This is a genomic window from Paraburkholderia sp. JHI869 (assembly GCF_038900775.1).
Classification (GTDB): domain Bacteria; phylum Pseudomonadota; class Gammaproteobacteria; order Burkholderiales; family Burkholderiaceae; genus Paraburkholderia.
On sequence record NZ_JAYMSC010000002.1, the window covers coordinates 658286 to 674357 of the forward strand.

A 16072-nucleotide genomic window follows, 5' to 3' on the forward strand; every position below is an offset into this window, starting at 1 on the left:
GGGTACCTCAATGGGCATCGGGCGGCGGGCCACCCAGCGAAATCGGCTTTGAGAACGCCACGCTCGCAATGGCGACCAGGAAGCAAAGCGAGAGCACGAAGAACGTATCGGAGAACGTCATCACGAGCGCCTCACGCAGAATCAGCGCGTGCAGTTGCGCGAGCCCCGCTTCGGCGGCATCGATGGCGTTGCCCGCCACGGACGACCAGTACGCAGTGCGCCCCGCCAGCAGCAACTGCACCTGTGGCGTGCCGCCGGTCACGCTCTCGTTCAGGCGCAGATAGTGGAAGTTGAGCCGGTCGTTGAGCATCGTCGCGCTCACGGCAATGCCGATCGCGCCACCCAGATTGCGCATGAGATTGAAGAGACCGCTCGCCGACTTCAGCCGCGAAGGCGGCAGCGAGCCGAGCGACATCGTGACGATGGGCGGAATCGCGAATTGCTGGCCAATGCCGCGCAGCGCTTGCGGCACGAGGAACTGCTGCCAGCCCCAGTCGTGCGTGAGCGGCACATACAGGTAGCAGCCCAGCCCGAAACAGATCAGCCCGAACAGCAGCAGCGAGCGCATGCTGAAAAAGCGCGTGGCGAAGGCGTATACGCCAAGCGCGAGCAACTGGAACACACCCACCGAAAGCAGCGACAAGCCGATTTGCAGCGAGCTGTAGCCGCGCACTTCCGCGAGAAAGAGCGGCGTGAGATAAACGGCCACGAAAATGCCGATGCCCGTGACGAACGAAAGCAGGCTGCCAATGCCGAAGTTGCGCACGAGCAGCGCGCGCAGATCGACGATCGGGTCCTTCGCCGTCAGTGCATGCACGATGAAGAGAAAGCCGCAGATCGCCGAGATCCACGTACAGGCGACGATCACGTCGTCGCCGAACCAGTTCTTGCGCGGACCTTCTTCCAGCACGTATTCAAGGCAGCCCAGAAAGCCGCACATGAGCGCAATGCCGAGATAATCGCCACGTTTGAGAAGCGAAAGATCGGGCTTGTCGATATTTACGTACTTCGGCACCAGCGCAGCGACGGCCACACCCGGCACGAGGTTCAGATAAAAGAGCCAATGCCACGACCATTGATCGGTGATCCAGCCGCCAATCACAGGCCCGAGCGTGGGCGCGAGCGAGGCGAGCGCACCGATGGTTGTGGACGCAACGAGACGCTGCTTGCCGGGAAAGAGCACGAAGGCCGTGGTGAACACGGTGGGAATCATCGCCGCGCCGAGCGCGCCTTGCAGGCCGCGAAACACGATCATCGAGTTGATATCCCATGCGAGGCCGCACAGCATGCTCGTGATGGTGAAGCCCACTGCGGAAGCCACGAAGAGCCAGCGCGTGGAGAACACCTTCGAGAGCCATCCCGACATGGGGATCACCATGATCTCGGCGATCAGGTAAGCCGTTTGCACCCACGAAAGCTCGTCCTGGCTCGCGGAAAGACCGCCGCCGATGTCGCGCAGCGACGAAGCGACGATCTGGATGTCGAGCGTGGCCATGAAGAAGCCGATGCACATCAGCGCGAATGCGAAGGCGCGTTGCGCCATCGGCTGGAGATGGGGAGCGAGCGTCGGGTCGTCGCTGGGGGTGGCGTTCATCGCAGTGGCCTCTTTAATGTGCTTCGGAGAGGTGCACTTTCACGGTCGCCGAAAGACCGGGCCGCAGCGCTTGCGCCAGAGCTGCCGGCGCATTGGCGTCGATGCGGATGCGCACCGGCACGCGCTGCACGATCTTCGTGAAGTTGCCCGTGGCGTTCTCGGGCGGCAGCACGCTGAAGGTCGCGCCCGTAGCGGGGGCGAGGCTCTCCACGGTGCCGTGCAGCGTGCCGCTGGCCGCGTCGAGCGTCACGTCGGCGCGATCGCCCGCGTGCATCATCTTCAACTGGTCTTCCTTGAAGTTCGCGTCCACCCACAGGCCCGTGGCGGGCACCACGGTAAGCAGCGGCGCGCCCACGTTGGCAAGCGTGCCCACACGCGCCGTGCGGTTGCCGATGTAGCCATCCACGGGCGCGGTCAGCGTCGTGTATTCGACGTTCAGTTGTGCCAGGCGCTGGTTGGCTTCGGCGGTCGCGACACGCGCCTGGGCGTCGTTGATCTGCGCGGCGAGCACGTCGAGCTGGCGTTGCGCCGCCAGCACCGCCGCGCCGCTTTGCGCGACCGACGCCTGGGCCTTCGCGTAGTCGGAATCCGCACGCTCGACCAACTGGTTCGACACGGCGTCGTCTTTCACCAGCTCGCGGTAGCGCGTCTGGTCCTGACCGCTGCGCGTGAGTTCCGCGTTCGAGGCGCGCACTTCGGCCTGGTGCTGATTGATCACCGCTTCCTGCAACGTGCGCCTCGCCTGCAATTCGTCGACTGCGGCGCGCGCGCTTGCCAGCTCCGCGTTGGCCTGGGCGAGCTTCGCGTCGTAGTCGCGCGAGTCGAGGCGCAGCAGCACCTGGCCCGCGTGAACGTGCTGGTTGTCCTGCACGGGAATGTCCGCGACGAAGCCGCTCACGCGCGGCGCCATCACGGTGACGTTGCCGCCCACGTAGGCGTCGTCGGTGGTCTCGATGAAGCGCAGCACGAAGAACCAGTAGCCGGCGGCGGCCGCCAGCACGAGAGCGACCGCGCCTAGCGCGAGACGCATGCGCGAAACGCGCGCACGCTCTCTCACCTGCGCTGGCTCGACCACAACGGAAGTGGAAGGACTCGACATGACGTTTACCTGTGCATATACACTACTGAAGATGAAAAAAACGCCGCGGTATGAAGAAACGCGACGCGACCCGCAAATCCACTACGACTTCAAACCGCCCGTGTGATGCGAAACAGCTCGCGCCGCAGCCACGCGGCGCGTTGTGCGCCAAAACGGCGCTCGAATTCGTCCTGCGCGGCGCGCCAGTGTTCGTGCGCCGCGTCGAGCCGCGCGCGGCCCGCTTGCGTGAGCGCGAGGCGGCGGCGGCGTTCGCCGTGGTCAGGCGCATCGGCCACGAGCGCGCCGCGCAACAGCGGCCGCAAGGCTCGCACGAGCGTAGTGCGCTCCATCACCATCGAGCGCCCGAGTTCCGCCATCGTGAGACTCGGCCCCCGGCCGAGCTCGCCGAGAATGCTGAACTGCGTGGGCGTGAGCCCCGCCGCGCTCAGGTGCCGTTCGTAAAGCTGCGACAAATGTCGCGCAGCCTGGCGTACGGCAAAGCAATCGTCGTGCTCAGGTGACAGATAAATGTGCATATGCACAGAATAGTCGCCAATCGGACCCTGAACAAGCCTTACGCACGGCATCACATTATGGCCGCGGCGACAATAATCGCGGCGGAGCTTTCACTAAGCCTTCAGTTTGGAAGGCGCCTCGTGTGACACGTTGTCGAAAAACGCGGTGGCGTGGTCGATGAACGCGCGCACCTTCGCCGGCTGCAGCGTGCGCGTGGTGTACGCAAGGCGAATCTCGATCTGCATGTCGACGAGCGGGAAGTCATCGAGCACCGTCACGAGCTTGCCCGCCTCGAGTTGCTCCCTCAAGAGCCCGGTGGGAAGGATGCCAATGCCGAAGCCTTCCAGCACCATCGCAAGGTTGAACTCGGGGTTGTTCGAAGCGATTTCGTGGTGCAACGGCACGACGACTTCCTCGTCGCCTACGCGAAACGCGATCGTGGGCTTGCGCATGGAAGGCGGCATCGGCACGAACACGTGGTCGGCGAGGTCGGTGGGATGCTTTGGCGTGGAACGCTCGGCGAGATACGCGGGCGTCGTGACGAGCGCGAGCGGAATGCGCTCGAGCAGGCGCGTGACGGTCGATTCGTTGTTGAGCATGAACGGCAGCACGAGACCGAGATCGTAGCCGTCCGCGATGAGATCGACGGGGCGCTCGGTGAGGATCACGTCGAGCGTCACCTTGGGATGCGCGCGCTTGAAGCTCGCGATCAGCGGCACGAGGCGATTGACCGTGGCCGTGGTATGCGCGACGAGGCGCAGCACGCCATTGGCTTCGCGCGTTTGCACGGTGGCGTCGGCCTCCAGCGCGTCAAGGTCGTCGAGCACGCGGCAGCAGCCATCGTAGAAGCGCTCGGCCGCCTCGGTGAGCGACACTGCGCGCGTGCTGCGATGAAAGAGCCGGCTGCCGAGGCGCTTTTCGAGGCGCGCGATGGCGCGCGAGACCACGGGCGTGGTGAGGCTGTGCATGTCCGCGGCGCGCGTGAAGCTGCGCGCCTCGACGACGGAGCGGAAGATCCGCAGGGTGTCGATGTAGTCCATGGTCGTGTGCGATGTAGAGTTGGCGTAGCTTAAAGCGTTTCAGTCACCCTCGCCGAACACCTCCGCGCAAAACACGCGCCCTTCATCCGACAAACTCGCCGTGCCGGTCCCATCTTCGGCCTGCGTTGTCACCACCAGGCCGCTGTCCACGAGCGCCGTGAGTTGCCTGCGCAATCCGCTCATCGGCACGCCGGCCTGCTTCGAGAGTTTCGCGAGCGACCACGAGCGCCCCTGGCGCTCAGGCTGGCCGTGTTTCTCGCATTCCGCGCGCCACAACTGCTCGAGCACGGCAATCAGCACCGGATCGACGCCCGACTCGTCTGCGTCGGCGTCATCGCGTTCTTCATCTGCGTTCATCGTCTGTCTCCTCATGCCATCTTCGCGGCCATTTCGCCTAGCGTCTTCAGCGCGGCTTCGGTCTGCGCGTTCCATGGGTAGCTGTAATTCAGCCGGATGTAGTGGTGATACTCGTTGCGCATCGAGAACATGTAGCCGGGCCCGATGGTAATGCCCTGCGCGAGCGCCGCCTGATAGAGCCGCATCGAATCGACGCGCGGCGGCAGTTCCACCCACAGCACGTAGCCGCCTTGCGGCTCCGAGGTGCGCGTGCCCGCCGGAAAGAAGCGCTCGACCATCGCCCGCATGAGCCGCGCCTGTTGCCGGTAGAAGCGCCGCACGCGGCGCAGGTGCCGGTCGTAGCCATCGTGGCGCAAGTAATCGGCCAGCGCCACCTGGGGAACCGAGGGGGTCGTGAGCGTGTTGAGGAACTTGAGCTTTTCGACCTGCGCGCGATAGCGCCCCGGCAGCGCCCAGCCAATGCGGTACGACGCCGAAAGGCTCTTCGAAAACGAGGCGCAATGCAGCACGAGGCCGCGCGTGTCGAACTGCTTGAGCGTGGAAGGCCGCGTTTCCCCGAAATACAGTTCCTGATACACGTCGTTCTCGATCACGGGCAAATCGTGCGCCTCGGCCAGCGCCACGAGCCGCGCCTTGTGCGCGTCGGGCATGCGAAAACCTAGCGGATTCTGGAAGTTCGGCATCACCATGCAGGCCGCCACCTTCTGGCGCGTGAGCACGCGCTCCAGCGCGTCGAGGTCGATGCCGATATCCGCGTGCGTGCTCACTTCGATGGCGCGCATGCCAAGACGCTCGATGGCGTGCAGCATCGCGTAGTAGGTGGGCGATTCCACGGCCACCGTGTCGCCCGGTTTGGCCACGGCTTGCAGGCTCAGGTTGATCGCCTCGGTCGCGCCCACGGTAATGACGATTTCCTCGGGATCGACGCTCACGCCGTTTTCGGCGTAGCGCCGCGCGATCTGGCGAATCAGCTCGGGGTTGCCGGGCGGCAGGTCGTCGATGAGGTTCCAGCTCGCATGGCGGCGCGCAATGGCGTTCGCGTACTGGTTGATGCGCCGCCAGGGGAACAGCGCCGGGTCCGGGTATGGCGAGCCGAGCGGCACGGCGTCCTGCGCGCCGATGCTGCGCAGCGTGGATAGCACGAGCCGGCTCACGTCCACGTTGGCGGGCACGGGCTGCCGCGGTGCGCTTGTGCGGCGGGGTTTGTCCGGGGAGGCGGCTTGGGTGCCCTGCCCACGTGGTGTGCCCTCCGCGCCGCGCCCTTGCTGCGCACCCAAGCGCGCGCGCACGAAATAGCCCGATTGCGGCCGCGACTCGATCACGCTGCGGCTTTCCAGCAGCGCATAGGCGCGCAGCACCGTCTTGATGCTCACGCCGTGCTGCTGGCTCGCGCGCCGCACCGAGGGAATGCGCTCGCCGGGGCCGAACACGCCGCGGCGCACAGCGGCTTCGATATCGTCGGCGAGTTGTTCGTAGCGGGTCACGGTCGGGTTGCGTCCAGGCAGGCGAAAGGCAGGAAGACCGCGCGGGCGGCCGAACCGCCCAAGTCTATGACAAAACGCCGCAACTGTACCCCTTGCCTTTCGGTTTTTCTGTGATCTCCGGGGGCACAGGAACACAGTAGCCTTGAGTCATCGGGCAGACCGCCCTCCAAAACGAAAAGCCAACCGCATCATGAAGAAGCCGCAAGGTTACATCGAGCCGTATCACCACCCCGCCGCTGGCTGGGGCGCGCTCAAGCAGGTCGCCATCAATCTCATCAAGGAGAAGGTGACGGGCGGCAATTACCGCACCCTGCTCAAGCAGAACCAGCCCGACGGCTTCGACTGCCCCGGCTGCGCCTGGCCCGACCGCGAGCACGCGTCCACGTTCGAGTTCTGCGAGAACGGCGTGAAGGCCGTGGCGGCGGAGGCGACCAGCAAGCGCGTGACGCCGCAGTTCTTCCAGGAGCACACGGTTAGCGAGCTGATGGCGCAATCGGACTACGAGCTGGAGCAGCACGGCCGCCTGACCGATCCGCTTGTCTACGACGCATTGCAGGACCGCTACGTGCCGATCGACTGGAACGACGCGTTCAAGCTGATCGCAAAGCATCTCAACGCGCTCGACGACCCGAACCGCGCCGCGTTCTACACCTCGGGCCGCGCGAGCAACGAAGCCGCGTTCCTCTATCAGCTCTTCGTGCGCATGTACGGCACGAACAACTTCCCCGACTGCTCGAACATGTGCCACGAGGCCACGAGCCGGGGCCTGCCGGGAACGGTGGGCATCGGCAAGGGCACGGTCACGCTCGACGACTTCGAGCACGCCGACACGCTGCTCATCTTCGGCCAGAACCCGGCGACGAACCATCCGCGCATGCTCGGCGAACTGCGCGACTGCGCGAAGCGCGGCGCGACCATCGTCTCGATCAATCCGTTGAAGGAACGCGGGCTGGAGCGCTTCGCGAGCCCGCAGCACACGCTCGACATGCTCTCGCCCAAGGGCGTGCAGATCAGCTCGGTGTTCATCCGCCCGCGCGTGGGCGGCGACTTCGCGCTCATCAAGGGCGTGGCCAAGCGCACGATCGAACTCGACGACGAAGCGCTCGCAAACGGTACGGAACGCGTGCTCGACGTCGATTTCATCGCAGAGCACTGCGTTGGCTTCGACGCCTTCGCCGCCGACCTGCGCGCCGAATCGTGGGACACCATCGTCGCCGAAGCGGGTGTGCCGATCGAAGAAGTGCTCAAGCTCGCCGATATTTACGTGAAGGGCAAAGCTGTGATTTCGACGTGGGGCATGGGCCTCACGCAGCACAAGAATTCGGTGGCGACGATCCAGTTGCTCTCGAACCTCATGATGATGCGCGGGAACATCGGCCGCCGCGGCGCGGGCCTGTGCCCCGTGCGCGGCCATTCGAACGTGCAGGGCGACCGCACGGTCGGCATCGAGGAAAAGCCCACGCAGGCGTTTCTCGACCGCCTCGGCAAAGCCTACGACTTCGAGCCGCCGCGCGAGCATGGCTACGACGTCGTGGAAACGATTCACGCGATGCTCGAAGGCCACGTGAAGGTGTTCATCGGTCTCGGCGGCAACTTCTCGATCGCCACGCCCGACACGCCGCGCACGTGGGAAGCCATGCGTGCGTGCGCGCTCACCGTGCACGTGACCACGAAGCTCAATCGCAGCCACCTCGTTCACGGCCACGACGCGCTCATTCTGCCGACGCTTGGCCGCACCGAAATCGACCTGCAAAACGGCGTGCCGCAAGGTGTGAGCGTCGAAGACTCGATGAGCATGGTGCACATCTCGTACGGCATGAACCGGCCCGCTTCGACGAACCTGCTTTCGGAGATCGCGATCGTCGCGCGCATGGCGCACGCCACGCTCGGCAGCGACAAGGTGAACTGGCTCGACCTCGCCGCCGACTACGCGAAGATCCGCGACGGCATCGAGAAGGTGTTCGACGGTTTCGAGAACTACAACGAGCGCCTGAAGCACCCCGGCGGCTTCCACCTGGGCGTGGCCTCGCGCGACCGCGTGTGGAAAACGCCTAGCAACAAGGCGCAGTTCGTCGTGCACGCCATCGCGCTCGACACGCCCATTCACCGCGCGCGCGCCGAGCACGGTCCGCGGCTCATGACGCTCATGACCACGCGCTCGCACGATCAGTACAACACCACGATCTACGGTCTCGACGACCGTTATCGCGGCGTGTACGGCCTGCGCCGCGTGCTGTTCGCGAACCGCGAGGACATGACGATGCTCGGCTTCGAGCCGGGCCAGCACGTGGACATCACGAGCGTGTGGGACGACGGCGTGGAGCGCCACGTCGAGGACTTCATGCTGGTGGAGTACGACATTCCGCGCGGCTGCCTCGGTGCGTACTATCCCGAGACCAATCCACTCGTGCCGCTCTCGTCCGTCGCCGATGGCGCGGGCACGCCGACTTCGAAGTCGATTCCGGTACTGCTGAGCCCGACGAAGGCCGCGCTCATCGATCAGGCCATCGCAGCCTGATCGTCACTTCGCCAGCATGATTAAGGCCTCGGCAATTGCGCCGAGGCCTTTTCGCATTCGCGCTGCCTAGCTCGCGAGCTTGCGGAACGTTTCCAGCACCGCTTCGCCCTTGAAGGGCTTCACGATCCAGCCGCGCACGCCCGCCGCCTTGCCGCGCTCCTTCATGGCGGGGCTGCTTTCCGTGGTCAGCATCACCACGTTCACGGCCGTGTTCGCCAGCTCGCTGCGGATCTTCTCGACCATCGTGAGGCCATCCATGTTCGGCATGTTCACGTCGCTCACCACGAGCTTCACGCCGGGGTTCGAGCGCAGCTTCGCGAGGCCGTCCTTGCCGTCCACGGCCGTGTCCACGTCCAGACCGTTCTTGCGCAGAAAACCGGCCACTTCGTCGCGCACCGTGCTCGAATCGTCCACCACCAGAATCTTTGCCATGCTGTTCATCTCCTTCGCGCCGCGTATGGCGCGTCTTTCATCAAAATAATTCGAGTTCGCCGCTGGCCTGCTCTTCAACGGCGGCGGCGGCGGCCTGTGCGGCCGTCTCGTCAAACCCTTCGCGCGACCAGCCAAGGCTGAACACGAACCGCTGGTCGATCACCACTTCGCGGCCCGTATTCGGGCACGTGAGCCGGTACTTGATGCACAGCTGCGGATTATCGGAACCAAACGACAAATAGCGCCGCCGATGGTTGATGAGCAGCGGCACCTGCACCTGCGCGCGGCCCCAGCCCGCTTCGTCGGCGGCGCGCGCGTTGCCCAGATAGCGGTTGCGGAACGCACCCCACACGAGATTCGTTAGCTCGGCGAGCACGCCGTTCACGTCGCGGAAGTCGCTCGCCTCGTCGCGGCCCGCGCGCGGCGGCAGCAGCTCGATCAGTGGCGTCTCCTCGGTCTGCATGAGAAGCCAGCCGCGGCACCATGCGGTCTCGATCGGGATGAGCGTCAGCACCTCGCCGAAGATGATGCGGTCGCGCACGATGCTCGGCGTATCCCAGTTCACTTCGAGATCGGGAAAGAGGCCGCGCAAGCGCCCGAGCGTCATGTCGGTGATGCCGTCTACGAGCGGGTCTGGATAGTCGTGCGAGAACACGTGCGCTTCGAGCGCCGCGATCAGCGATTGCGGATCGCTTTCCTGCCAGTTGGCGCACGGCAAATCGCGCAGGGGTTCTGGCAACGCATCGCCGTGTTCGTTGGCCGCACGCCGCAGCACGACAGGCAGTTCGGGGCGCTCGGCTTCGAGCGCGACGGCCACCGCCGCCGCGGCTTCGAACGAGCCGCCAAAGTCCTCGCCGAGCAGCACGCCGCCCAGGTCGTAGTGCGTCTTCAGCGCGGCCGAAAGCGCTTCGCGCCGCACCGGCACGCACACGCAGTCGTGTGCCGCCGCGGTTTGCGCAATCGCCTCGGCGCGCGCCGTATCGCTTTCCAGCAGCAACAGCTTGCTGACTGGCTTGTTCGCGTTCATGTTTCCGTTCTCTGCCTTCAAAACAATTCGAGTTCGCCCGCGCTGTCGTGCGCCTCGACGGCGGCAGTGCTCGCCACAAAATCGAGCGGCGCCTGCGTGCAGACGCACAGCGTGGCGCCGAGCCGCACGTCGTGATCGATCGTGAGCGCATACGACTGCACGTAATCCGGCTTCAGTTCGCGCAGATACGGCAGGCAGTCGCTGCTGAGCGCATAGGGCGTGGACATGCCGAGGTCGGGGAAATGCTCGACCAGTTGCTGGTTCATCGCCCCGCAGCACAGGTTGCCGAACTCCATGAAGCATTCGGTGAGCGCACGCGAGGCGTCGCCCACGTAATAGCGTTGCGTGGCCTCGTCGTCTTCGAAGTGCAGGAGCAGCAGCAGGCGGAACTGCATCGACGAAATCGTCAGGACGACCAGGTGCTCGCCCAAGGGCGCGTCACCCGCGCGCGGCTCGATTTCGCAGTTGTGCTGGGCATCGGTCACGAGACGCATGCGCGCAGCCGCGAAAAAAATCCGCTCGATGCTGTCTTTCGCGTGCGTGCCGATCATGCGTGCGCCCCGGCGCGCGTCGCTTCGAGCTGGTGATGCAGCTGCTGCGACGACGCTTCCACGCTCGCGAGCGTCGCCGCGATCATCTTGCCGCCCGCCTGGATGTCCTGGAACGTCGCGGCGGTGATGAGGTCGTTGCGGTTCAGGCTGTCGCGATAGCTCTTCGACAGATCCTGCGAGCGCGTGGCGAGCGAACGCACTTCGCCCGCGACGATCGAGAAGCCGCGCCCGGCCGCGCCCGCGCGCGCCGCTTCGATCGAAGCGTTGAGCGAGACGATGAGCACATGGCTCACGATCGACGACAGCTCCTGGTTCTTTTTGTGCATGTCGTTGTTCTGCGCCATCAGCGAGATCATCTGCTCGTGCCAGCGCTCGAACGTCGACGACATGAGCTTCAGCCGCGATGCCTCGCTCGCAATGCGTGCGGCGTGCTGCATGGCGTCGTCGCGTTGCGCGCGCTCGCTGGCGAGCGCCGCTTCGAGCGCGTCGGCCACGGACTTGCGCTGCGCAAGTTCAGCTCGCAGCGACTCGATCTGAGCCGCCAGCGCTGCGTGTTCGCGCGCGGCTTCGTCCTGCTGCGCCGTGTGGCGCGCTTCGGCCTGTGCAAGCACGTCAGCGCGTGCCGCGTCCTGCGCGCGCGCTTCGTTGCGTGCCTGCTTTTGAGCGCGCTTGTGCCGCGCCGCGGCCACGCCGGCCGCCAACGCGACGATAGCCGCGCCTTCGATCAAATACGGTAAGACCACTGCCACCCCCGCCATGCGCTTAGCCCGCCAGCGCTTCCTCTTGCTTAGCTTGCGTTGCATCCGCCGTCTTGACAGCCCACTGCTGCGGCAAACGCACGACGGTCTGGAAATGCCGGTAATCGGCGCCCACGCGCTCGTCGGTGAAACGCAGTTCGATTGCCCCGCCCTCGCGCTCGAGGAAATCGCGCACCGCGTCCATGCCCACGCCGCGGCCCGAGACTTCGGTCACGTTCGTCGCCGTCGAAAAGCCGGGGCGGAAGATGAACGCCGCGATCGCTTCGTCATTCACCGGTTCGTACGCCTGCAACCAGCCGCGCTCGATCGCAATGCCGCGAATGCGCGCGAGCGCGAGGCCGCGGCCGTCGTCGGCGAGCGTCATTTGCAGCGCGCCGTTCTGCACGTTCGCGTCGATGTCGATATGCCCCGACTCGTCCTTGCCGATCGCGCGGCGTTGCGCCGGCATTTCAATGCCGTGGTCGAGCGAGTTGCGCAGCAGGTGCATGAACACGTTCTTCACCGTGCCGGCGGCCTCGCTGCGCAGGCGATAACCGTTGTCCTCGATCTTCACCGCCGGGGCGGCCTTGCCGAGCTCCTCAGCAAGCGAGGGCAGCGAGCCGGTCACGCCCGCGAGCGCATCGGCCACGCGCTCGGTGCCGATGGCGCGCAGCGTGACGCGCAGTTCGGCGCGCATCGCGCGCAGCGCGGGCAGGTCGTTGTCGTCGGTGCGATCGACGATGCGCAGCGTCTCTTCGATCGCTTCACGCGTAATGGTGAGGCTCGCCGCGCCGGTTTGCGCGCCAGCCGCACGCGGGCCGCGCCCAAGGCTCACTTCGTTGATGTTCGAATAGTGCTCGAGCGCCGCCTTCACGCGCTCCAGATCGGAGATGAGCGCCTGCTGGTCCCACGTGTGGCTCGTGTCTTCACGGCGCAGCGCGTCGTAGCGCTGCTCGACTTCGTGCACCACGCCCGTGAGATGCTGCAGGCTGTACGTGCGCGCATTGCCCTTGATCGTGTGCATGTTGCGGAACAGCGCGGCAATCGCGCCCGTGTCCGCGCAGTCGTGCTGGCGAATGATGTGCTCGTTCTCGTGAATGAAGCTCGTCGAGCTATCGACGAAATGCTGGAACTTCTCTTCGCTCACGGCGAGAATTTCGCCGATCATTTCGAGGCGACGCTTTTGCTCGCCGGCTTCGGCCGCGAGTTCGCGCAGCTCCGTCACGTCGCGCACGCACAGCATGAGGCGCACGACCACGTCGTTTTCGTCGGTAATCGCCGACCAGCTCAGGTCGAGTACCTTCGCGCGGCCATCGGGCAGCGTGCGCGTGATTTCGTTCACGAGCAGGTGCTGGTTGAACGCGAAGTTCACGTCGTCTTCGCCCAGGCAGGCCTGCACGGCGGCGTCGATTTGCGAGAGCGTGTCGGCGTCGAGATGCGTATGCGAGAACACGAGGTCCATGAGCGAACGGCCCGCAATCTCGTTCGTTTCGAAGATTGCCTCGAGATACGCGGAGTATTCGTTGTGGATCGTCGCGCCTTCCACCACCGTGAGAATGCCCTGCTGCATGTTCTGCAACATGGCCTGAATGTCGGCGGTCTTGCGCTTGAGCTGCGCGGAGCTCTGCTGGATCTTCTCGATCATGCCGTTGAACGCGACGATCGAATGACCGATTTCGTCCATGCGGCCCACGGGTACGCGGCGCGTGAAGTCCTGGCTCGATGCGATCTCGCTCATCATGGCCTGCATGCGCGAAAGCGGCCGGGTGATCTGGCGGTAGAGTAGCGAGCCGATCAGCGTGAGCAGCAGAATCGCGCCGCCCGTCACGCCCGCAATCGCGCTCGTCGTGGTGTCGAGCGTGCCGTTGAGCGTGCGGATCGCGTCGTCTTTCTGGCGGTTCTTTTCCACGCGCATCGTCGTGACGATGCCTTCGAGCTCGTCGCGGTACTGCGCGACGTTCGCGAAGAGATAGGCCTGTGCGAGCTCGTTCTTGCCGCTCGCCTTCATCTTCGCGGTGTCGTCGATGGCAGAGAAGTAGTTCGTCAGGCTTTCCTGCGCCTGCGAAACGAGACCTTCCTGCGCGTGGCTCGCTGCCGCCTTGCGCTGCACGTCGAGCGCGGCGCGCAACGCCGCTTCCTTGTCCTTGAGCTCGTTTTGCGCGAGCGACGCGACCGTGGCGTCGGGTGCGTAGACGAGCGTCATGGTGGCGAGCTGCACGTCTTTGACGAGCGCCACGAGGTCGGATGAGGCGAGTGCGCTTGGCACGACGCCCTGGGTAACCTGGCGGACGTCGGTGGCGCTGCGGCGGGCCTGGTAGGCAGCATAGCCGCCGATGGCGGACAACGCGACGAACATCAGGACGATGAGTAGCGTGATGCGGTGACGAATGGTCATGTCGAAATCCCCGGGCCTTCGTCGCGCCGGCCGCGCTATGGTTGCGCGGCTCGGGACACGTTGGCCAATTTATTCGCGGTGGATTATCGACGCTCAGGTATGACGAAATGATGACCGAGCATGATTCGGCTGAATGCGCTGTGCGTTACGCCACACATTGTGTGCACTGAGCGGCAATGACTGTCGTGCTTAGTCGGGCACGGCTGGATCGTCGAGAAAGAGCACCATGAGTTCGTCGTCGGCGTACTCGCCGTCGATGCACAGGCCGCGTGGTTCCACGCCATAGCGCACGAAGCCGCATGAGCGGTAGAGGGCCTGAGCGCGGGGGTTCAACACGCTCACCACCAGTTGCACTTGCAGCAAGCCGAGCGCGCGAGCGTGAGCGATGGCGCCCTCCATCAATTGCCTTGCAACGCCGGCGCCCCGCCATGCGGGATCGACAAAGACGCCCCAGATGAGCCCCTTGTGTGCGAGCTTGCGACGTGGTTCGCGCATGAGCCCCGTGATTCCGACGAGCTTGTCGCCAGCGAATGCGCCGAACACGACCTGATTCTCAGTGGCGCGCACCCTGGCTCTGCTTTCTTCGGGCGAGCGTTTCGATTCCTCTTCGTAAGTCGGGACGATACCGGCAGGATAATTTTCTGTGGCGTACAAACGCATGGCGTGAAACGCCTCGGCATCTTGCTCGTTCAACGGGCGAATCGTTGTATTCGTCGGCTTCGTTTCGTTCATGTGCAGTGCCTGGCAATAGAAAGGGAATGACCCGCGCGATTCGAACAAGCCTATCACGTCCCCCGGCTTTCTCCCCTTGCGCTAATATGGACCACCTGCGTCGCGTCATGCACGCAGCATCACTCCGAGGTCTTCCATGCCGCAAGCCACGACGTCCGACGCGCAGCCCTACTTCTGGCGCGATGCAAATCTGCCGTTCATCGAACTGCGCGCAATCGCAGACGGCCGCAAGGTCCGCTATGGCCGTCACGCGCACAGCACGTTCTCGATCGGCGCGGTCACGGGCGGGCGCAGCACCTATCTGAACGGCAGCACGCTCTCGCATATCAGCGCGGGCGCGGTGGTGGTCGTCAACCCGGAAGTGGTGCACGCATGCAACCCGGCCGCGGACGAACCCTGGGCCTATCGCATGTTCTATCTCGACACGGCGTGGCTCGCAAAACTGCAACACGATTTGGGCTTCGGCGCGCACGAAGGCTTTCGCCCGTTCGAACAGACCTTGTCCTGGGAGCGCGATTTATTCGAAGGGCTCAACGCACTCTATGAACTGCTCGTCGATCCGAATGAGTCGGCGTTGCGCAAGGAATGCGCCGTCGTAGCCTATTTCTCCAGGCTTCAACAGTCGCTCAATCCTGCGCCGGTCAGCGCACGCGAACCAAACGAGCGCCTCGCGCGCGCAGCAGAATTCATCGACGGCAACTACACGCGCGCGCTCAAGCTCGAAGAAATCTGCGCCGCCGCCGATCTTTCGCCCTCGTACCTCATCCGCGCGTTTCGCGAGCAGTACGGCATGACGCCGCACGCGTATGTCGTGAACCGTCGCATCGAGTTCAGCCGCGCACAACTGCGCCGCGGGCACGCCATTGCCGATGTCGCGGCGCAAGCCGGTTTCGCCGATCAGGCGCATCTGCAGCGTGCGTTTCGCCAGTTCGTTGCCGCGACGCCGGGCCAATATCGCGGCTAACGCAACCGCCGCACGCTCAGGCAAGCACCAGCCAAACCGCACTGCCCGCAAGCAACAACGCCATCGCGCGGTTCACGAAACGTACGCGCGACGGTTCGCGCAAGGCCTGGCGCAGCGAAGCACCTGCCCACGCCCAGCACGCAATCGACACATAGCACACCCCGAAATAGATCGCGGCGAACTGCCAGACGAGCGCATTCTCGCCGGAAGCCGCATATAAGCCCATGCCCGCCACCGAGGCGAGCCACGCCTTGGGATTGAGCCATTGCATCGTGGCGCCCACTATCAGCGAGGGACCGCGCGCGGCGTTCGGGGAATCGATGCGGCCATCGTCGGCGGCGAGCCGGTACGCCACGTAAAGCAGGAAGGCCACGCCCGCCCATTCGAGCGCGCGTGTGAGAAACGGCAAGCGCGCCAGCAACTCATGCATGCCGAGGCCGATCAGCAGCAGCAACAATGTGAAGCCCACCGTGGCGCCGGTCACGTGGCGCAGGCTCGCGCGCAGCCCATAGCGCGCGCCCGCGCTCAACGCGACGATATTCACGGGTCCAGGGGTGATGGAAGTGGCCAGCGCAAAGGCGGCCATCGACAAGGCAGTACTCACGGTTTTCCTCGCTATGCCCATTTGGGATTGGTAAGCGTCGAGG

The 16072-nt window shown here is 64.9% G+C and carries 15 protein-coding genes; 2 read left to right on the plus strand and 13 right to left on the minus strand.

Features of this window, described 5'->3' with window-relative positions; translation table 11 throughout:
* Positions 1 to 7: 7 nt before the first annotated feature.
* The 6 genes from VSR72_RS06185 to VSR72_RS06210 all read right to left on the minus strand — a co-directional run bounded on the left by VSR72_RS06185 (position 8) and on the right by VSR72_RS06210 (position 6069).
* The gene (locus tag VSR72_RS06185) at positions 8 to 1543 is read right to left on the minus strand and encodes a DHA2 family efflux MFS transporter permease subunit (protein ID WP_342951590.1); all 1536 of its coding nucleotides are present in this window, start codon (positions 1541 to 1543) and stop codon (positions 8 to 10) included.
* A gap of 64 nt (positions 1544 to 1607) precedes the next feature.
* On the minus strand, positions 1608 to 2693 hold the full coding sequence (locus tag VSR72_RS06190) for an HlyD family secretion protein (protein ID WP_342951507.1): 1086 nt from the start codon (positions 2691 to 2693) through the stop codon (positions 1608 to 1610).
* Positions 2694 to 2782: 89 nt separating this feature from the next.
* Complete coding sequence (locus tag VSR72_RS06195; protein WP_342951591.1) at positions 2783 to 3208, minus strand: MarR family transcriptional regulator; 426 nt, start codon at positions 3206 to 3208, stop codon at positions 2783 to 2785.
* Positions 3209 to 3301: 93 nt separating this feature from the next.
* Positions 3302 to 4228, minus strand: coding sequence for a LysR family transcriptional regulator (locus tag VSR72_RS06200; protein WP_342951508.1), 927 nt, complete (start codon positions 4226 to 4228; stop codon positions 3302 to 3304).
* Positions 4229 to 4267: 39 nt separating this feature from the next.
* A complete protein-coding gene (locus tag VSR72_RS06205) occupies positions 4268 to 4585 on the minus strand; it encodes an ArsR family transcriptional regulator (protein ID WP_342951509.1) in 318 nt (105 codons plus the stop codon).
* Between the two features lie 11 nt (positions 4586 to 4596).
* On the minus strand, positions 4597 to 6069 hold the full coding sequence (locus VSR72_RS06210; protein ID WP_342951510.1) for a PLP-dependent aminotransferase family protein: 1473 nt from the start codon (positions 6067 to 6069) through the stop codon (positions 4597 to 4599).
* A gap of 190 nt (positions 6070 to 6259) precedes the next feature.
* On the opposite strand from VSR72_RS06210, the gene VSR72_RS06215 reads away from it, so the two are divergent.
* Positions 6260 to 8587 (plus strand): FdhF/YdeP family oxidoreductase, encoded by a 2328-nt coding sequence (locus VSR72_RS06215; RefSeq protein WP_342951511.1) that lies wholly within the window; start codon positions 6260 to 6262, stop codon positions 8585 to 8587.
* Between the two features lie 66 nt (positions 8588 to 8653).
* Here VSR72_RS06215 and VSR72_RS06220 read toward each other — a convergent pair whose 3' ends face one another.
* The 6 genes from VSR72_RS06220 to VSR72_RS06245 all read right to left on the minus strand — a co-directional run bounded on the left by VSR72_RS06220 (position 8654) and on the right by VSR72_RS06245 (position 14461).
* Positions 8654 to 9019 (minus strand): response regulator, encoded by a 366-nt coding sequence (locus VSR72_RS06220; RefSeq protein ID WP_028229743.1) that lies wholly within the window; start codon positions 9017 to 9019, stop codon positions 8654 to 8656.
* Between the two features lie 40 nt (positions 9020 to 9059).
* Positions 9060 to 10046, minus strand: coding sequence for a chemotaxis protein CheX (locus tag VSR72_RS06225; protein ID WP_342951512.1), 987 nt, complete (start codon positions 10044 to 10046; stop codon positions 9060 to 9062).
* Positions 10047 to 10063: 17 nt separating this feature from the next.
* On the minus strand, positions 10064 to 10597 hold the full coding sequence (locus tag VSR72_RS06230; protein ID WP_342951513.1) for a hypothetical protein: 534 nt from the start codon (positions 10595 to 10597) through the stop codon (positions 10064 to 10066).
* On the minus strand, positions 10594 to 11340 hold the full coding sequence (locus VSR72_RS06235) for a methyl-accepting chemotaxis protein (RefSeq protein WP_342951514.1): 747 nt from the start codon (positions 11338 to 11340) through the stop codon (positions 10594 to 10596). Before VSR72_RS06235 ends, VSR72_RS06230 begins: the two co-directional genes overlap by 4 nt.
* Before the next feature lie 19 nt (positions 11341 to 11359).
* A complete protein-coding gene (locus VSR72_RS06240) occupies positions 11360 to 13729 on the minus strand; it encodes a HAMP domain-containing protein (protein ID WP_342951515.1) in 2370 nt (789 codons plus the stop codon).
* 189 nt (positions 13730 to 13918) lie between these two features.
* A complete protein-coding gene (locus VSR72_RS06245) occupies positions 13919 to 14461 on the minus strand; it encodes a GNAT family N-acetyltransferase (protein WP_342951516.1) in 543 nt (180 codons plus the stop codon).
* Between the two features lie 136 nt (positions 14462 to 14597).
* On the opposite strand from VSR72_RS06245, the gene VSR72_RS06250 reads away from it, so the two are divergent.
* Entirely contained in the window at positions 14598 to 15425 is an 828-nt protein-coding gene (locus VSR72_RS06250; RefSeq protein WP_342951517.1) for an AraC family transcriptional regulator, read from the plus strand.
* 16 nt (positions 15426 to 15441) lie between these two features.
* On the opposite strand, the gene VSR72_RS06255 is transcribed toward VSR72_RS06250, so the two are convergent.
* Positions 15442 to 16029, minus strand: a complete 588-nt coding sequence (locus tag VSR72_RS06255) for a LysE family translocator (RefSeq protein WP_342951518.1) — start codon at positions 16027 to 16029, stop codon at positions 15442 to 15444.
* Between the last annotated feature and the right edge of the window lie 43 nt (positions 16030 to 16072).